This is a genomic window from Desulfobacter sp., assembly GCF_050177295.1.
In genome coordinates this window covers 1-5,199 of sequence record NZ_JBFXHE010000315.1, presented here as the reverse complement: position 1 = coordinate 5,199, position 5,199 = coordinate 1, and the positions used below count along the sequence as shown (strand labels likewise).

At 42.9% G+C, this 5,199-nt stretch carries 6 protein-coding genes; all 6 read right to left on the bottom strand.

Annotation, left to right across the window (positions count from 1 at the left end; all coding sequences use genetic code 11):
* Positions 1-1,030: TIGR04063 family PEP-CTERM/XrtA system glycosyltransferase (locus AB7U36_RS17800; protein ID WP_428161018.1), on the bottom strand; the 1,030-nt coding region annotated here is incomplete at its 3' end.
* 124 nt (positions 1,031-1,154) lie between these two features.
* On the bottom strand, positions 1,155-1,316 hold the full coding sequence (locus AB7U36_RS17795) for a hypothetical protein (protein WP_428161017.1): 162 nt from the start codon (positions 1,314-1,316) through the stop codon (positions 1,155-1,157).
* 105 nt (positions 1,317-1,421) lie between these two features.
* The gene (locus tag AB7U36_RS17790) at positions 1,422-2,630 is read right to left on the bottom strand and encodes a TIGR03087 family PEP-CTERM/XrtA system glycosyltransferase (RefSeq protein WP_428161016.1); all 1,209 of its coding nucleotides are present in this window, start codon (positions 2,628-2,630) and stop codon (positions 1,422-1,424) included.
* 57 nt (positions 2,631-2,687) lie between these two features.
* Positions 2,688-3,719, bottom strand: coding sequence for a FemAB family XrtA/PEP-CTERM system-associated protein (locus AB7U36_RS17785; protein WP_428161015.1), 1,032 nt, complete (start codon positions 3,717-3,719; stop codon positions 2,688-2,690).
* A gap of 6 nt (positions 3,720-3,725) precedes the next feature.
* Entirely contained in the window at positions 3,726-4,040 is a 315-nt protein-coding gene (locus AB7U36_RS17780) for an HI0074 family nucleotidyltransferase substrate-binding subunit (RefSeq protein ID WP_428161019.1), read from the bottom strand.
* A 143-nt stretch (positions 4,041-4,183) separates the two neighbouring features.
* Positions 4,184-5,199, bottom strand: a 1,016-nt coding sequence (gene wecB, locus AB7U36_RS17775; RefSeq protein WP_428161014.1) for a non-hydrolyzing UDP-N-acetylglucosamine 2-epimerase, incomplete at its 5' end; no start/stop codon positions are given.

Genomic DNA, 5,199 nt, shown 5'->3' with positions numbered 1-5,199 from the left:
GACCGGTTTTGTGGTTTGTTATTAATTCCCGGTGACCTCCCACGTCACTGGCCACCAGGGCTTTTCCCATAGCCATGGCTTCCAGGGGTTTGAGGGGGGTGACCAGTTCGGTCAGACGCATGGAGTAGCGGGGATAGGCCAGGATGTCGATTATGGCGTACACACCGGCTATTTTTTCATGGGGAATACGACCGGGCATGATGACTTTCTCCTCCAGGCCTAATTTTTTGATTTGAGCAGTTAGTTCATTGGTCATTTCACCACCGCCCACTAAAAGAAGTCTGGCATGGTCATGGGAGATCGTTATCTTGGAGAAAGCATCAATGAGCAGGTCGAGTCCTTCATACCGATAGAAGGACCCTACAAATCCGATCACTTTTTTGTCTTTGAGGTCCCAGGCATCAAGAAAATTCTGGTCCGGCGGTACAGGGCGAAGTTCCATGGGGTTGACACCGTTAAAGACAGGGGTGATTTTCCGGGCCGAAATACCCCTGGAAATCAGATCGTTCTTTAGTCCGTTGCACAAGATAGCCACATGATCCGCTTTTTTGCACACCCATGTTTCAATAGATCGGGTAAGGCGGTATTTCCAGGAATTTTCCGCATAGGTGCCATGGTCTACGGCAGCATCTTCCCAAAAGGCACGGATTTCATACACCAGGGGCAGATGCATTTTCTTTGCAACCTGTATTGCAGGGATGGCATTCAGAATTGGGGAATGGGCATGAATAATGCCGGGTTTTTCTATATTTATTACCTGGAGCAGCCTTTTGTAGAGGCTGTGCATCAGCTTGAGTTCAGATACCATTGGAAGACAGGAGGCAGACACAGGACCTGTCCTGTAATAGGTGAAACCGTTGATCTCTTCCTTTCCGGGCGTTGCTTTTTTCAGGCTTTCTTCGTGTTTGGGAGAGGTAAGGATTACCGGATTGTAGCCCATATTCCTCTGAGCCTTGAAAATGTTCTGGCTTCTGAAGGTGTAACCGCTATGCAGGGGTAAGCTGTGATCTAATATGTGGAGAATTTTCATGTTTGTATTTAATCTTGGTAATAAGCTATTTACATCTCCTTGGCTTTGATATGTTCACGAACTCTGGCGGTCAATCGATCATCATTGTGAATCCACCAAACCCAGATATGTGTATCCATTACAATCATTTATATACCTCCCAATCTGCCTCTGCAACAGGGTCAGTTGGGTTAAGGTACTTAATTGGTTTTCCCCAAAATGGATATTGTTTTTTATCCGCTTTGGATTTCGAGCGGTGAATTATAATCAAAAAGATAAACAAACATGAAATGATGTTGCTGTTCATGAAATATCTTTTTTAAGTTTTCTATCATTTTCCCAATATTATCTCACAAAGACACAAAGGGTGATTTCTTTTCTTTGCGGCTTTGTGTCTTTGTGAGAGGCTAAATTAAACCGACCCGCATTTTATCCTTAGGCGTTCTATATTGCCATCCCAGTTGTAATGGGTCTGAATGTATTTTCGTGCTTTGCGGCCTGCTTCATTTCGGCCAGGCTCGTCCTGTAGATGGTTGATCACGCATGCTGCAAATTTTTTGGGATCATCTTCAACTGAGATAAAGGGTTTATCAAATGCGCCAATTCCCTGAACGGCCGGGGACGTGGAGACAATTGCCTTGCCCATGGACATGGCCTCAAGCACTTTATTCTGGACACCCCTTGCAATTCTCAAGGGGACTACGCAAACAGACGTTTTGTGGTAATATTCTCGGATATCTTCCACAAATCCGGTTGTTTGGATAGAGGGGTCGGAAGCTAATGCTTTAAGTTTTGGGTCAGGGTTGCTGCCGACGATAAAAAAAAGAGCATCGGGTATTTGCTTTTTTATCAGGGGCCAGATGTGATTCGCAAACCAAAGGGCGCCATCTACATTGGCATAGTAATCCATGGCTCCGAAAAAACCGACAATCATGACGTTGTCTTTTTTTCCTGTACTGAATAGATCCGGGTTGAAATAGTCATGATCAACTCCGTTTGTCACAACGTCAAGGCGTTTGGCTTGTGGGTAATATTTTTTAAAAAGCCCGGCTTCAACAGAGGAAACAAAAACCGAATGGTCAAATTCATGGTTAATTTTTTTCTCAAACGTCAGCAATCGAGCTGTTTCTAACTTATATATCAGATTGAAAGGGAAAAATAATTTTTGTGCATATTGGCGCCACTTGTCGGAATCAAGATCGCAAAAATCCATAATCAAAGTATGTGCTGGCTTTTTGTTTTGCGTTGCTTTAAATACATATTCTGCCATGGGAGAGGAAAAGCAGATTAACGCATCATATGATTGCTGTTTTATCCATAGATTAAAAAAAGACTGAAACGCTTTTGAATAGAAATACCCCTGGGAGATACTGTGGCCGGTCAGCAAGGAGAAAAAGCCCTTTATTTTGGCAGCCTTGGTATTTAAGGGAAAGACCTTAACCTGTCTGCAATACTGTTCTATATTTTTTTTAAATTTAAGGTCTTTTGGATCATCAGCCAAGGTAATAAGATCAACTTTATACCTCTTGGACAGGTATTTTATCTCGTTGAAAGACCTTATTTTATCTCCTTTGTTGGGGGGGTAGGGGATGCGATGGCTTAGGTAAAGTATTGTTTTCATGATCTCACAAAGACACTAAGGCACGAAGAATTAAAACTTTTTGGCTTTGTGTGAGTTTTAAGCAAGATTTCTGGAAATTACCGGGCCAAGTATTTTTGTCATAAAATGGGGTAGTTTCTGCCATGTTTCAATTTTTTTCCTGTATTTTGGATTTGCAGGACTCAGATTGGGAAGCTCATCCAACGTTACAAGATGGTATTGGTAGGATAGGGGGGTCGGTTCAAACCCCCAGTGCTTTTTGAAGCTGAAAGACCCTGTGCCTTCTTTGCTACGGCCGTAATCGAATATGGTACAGCCCTTTTCAACTGCCAGTTTCATAAGTTCCCAGTACATGAAATCGTTGGGACCAAGGTGCCTGTACTGGAAATCAGATCCTGCGTAATAAGGAATCATCTGGTCTTTAAAGATAAAGAATAAAACTGCGGCAGATAGATGGCCTTCTTTGGTACGAACAACCAAAAGGTCTGCATTTTTGCCATATTCAGTCAGAAAATTATTAAAAAACTTTTTAGGAAAGATCGGTGTGCCCAGGCGATGGTAATTTAAGGCCAGTATTTTATAAAATTCGTCCAGCAGGTGATGCCCTGTTTCTGAGGATAGTCCTTTTTTTATGGCATTTTTCACCATGGCCCTGGATTTTCTTGGGATGGCTTTCAGGTTTTCATCATGGTCGGAAGATATTTTTTTGCGAAAATTATAATATAAGGATTTTGTTTTAAAGCCATTGAGCTCTTTTCTGTTTCTCAGTTCGAGGTACTGGGCTTTTTCCGACTCGGCAATTCGGCAGGCCCTATTGATCAAGCCCCTCTCTATATTTTCATTATCTGATAACACGCCGCCCAGTTCTGCAAAAGGGATGCTGATAAACGCGTGCCCGAACAGAATGCTTTTAAGTTCAAATATGGGGCATATGCCTTTGATATATCCATTCTTTTTTTCTGTCAGATAATGGGCTTTATGCCCAAAAGTTTTTTCAACAACCCTTTTCCAGGCTGTCAGGTGGAAAACCGTACCTGAAGGATGCTTTGTGACGTAATTATCCCAGGCAATCTCGTCTGCTTTGCTTATTTTTTTAATAGCTGCCATCATTATGGTTCAGGACACCGATATCCGCTGATACAACTCTTTTATCGCTGATAAATATAAAGGACATTTTTTATAAATCTGTTCTGCCTGTTCTTCATTATATGTGTGTGACAGTAAGTTTCTGGATTGAATCATTTCTAAAAAGATACCCTCGTGTTCGATAATCGAAAGGGCATAGGCTTCCTTGAAGACGAGTCTCGGGGATACGGCTCGGATTCCATGGATATCTTCTAAGAAGATTTTCAGTGTTTTCAACATCAATTCATATGTAAATTCAAACCGCGTGTATTTCTCTTGCGCGGGATCCGAATAGAAACAATTGATAGTTACCCTCTATTTCACTGCTGATTATTTTTGCTGCCTGTTTCAGGATTTCTTCTATTTTCATTCTGATCTCACAAAGACACCAAGACACAAAGATTTTTATTCGACTTTATGCAGCTTTGTGGCTTTGTGTGAGAATAAAATTAAAATTGTAAATGAGTCAGAAGAATATCCGTAATCCGATCTGATGCCCTGCCATCCCATAGATCGGGTTTTTTTCCGGTTCGCCAGGTTCCTGCCATAATTTTTTTAAATGCATCAAGAATTTTATGCTTTGATGTACCAACGAGCTCGTTTGTTCCCTGGGTGATGGTGATGGGACGTTCTGTATTTTCCCGGATGGTCAGACAGGGAATTCCAAGGGCAGTGGTTTCTTCCTGGAGCCCTCCGGAATCCGTCAGGGCTAATTTTGCGTCTTTCCACAGGTTTAAAAACGCCATGTATGACAGTGGCGGTGTCAGCGTTATGGTTTCAGGGGGCTGGATGCCAAAGGCTTCCATATTCTTTTGAGTTCTTGGGTGGATGGGAAAAATTAGCGGCAACCTTTGAGATATTTGATCCAGGGTTTTGAAAATCCGTACCAGAGTTGGCTTGTCATCCACGTTGGAAGGTCGGTGTAACGTTACGACACCGTACTCGGTGTGGCCGGATTTATAGTCATTGTGCTTGAGGACGGTTGAATCCATTTTTTCCAGTTGAGAGAGCTGATAAAAGAGATTATCAATCATAACATGACCGACAAAATGAATGCAGGATTCCGGCTTTCCCTCTTTTTTCAGATTGGTCATACCCTGTTCTTCCGTGACGAAAAAGATATCTGAAATGGCATCGGTAACCATGCGGTTAATCTCTTCGGGCATGTCAAGGTCAAAGCTGCGGAGACCTGCCTCCACATGGGCGACTTTGATGTGCATCTTTTTGGCTACGACGGAGCAGGCCAGCGTGGAGTTAACATCGCCCACGACCATGACAAGATCGGGCCTGTCCTGTTCGCATACGGCCTCGAATTCAACCATTATTTTTGCGGTTTGCCGGGCGTGAGACCCTCCGCCTGCCCCTAAATGGTAATCAGGGTTGCGGATGCCCAGCTCCTCAAAAAAGATGTCGCTCATGTTGGCGTCATAATGCTGGCCTGTATGGATAATTTTATAGGAAATAT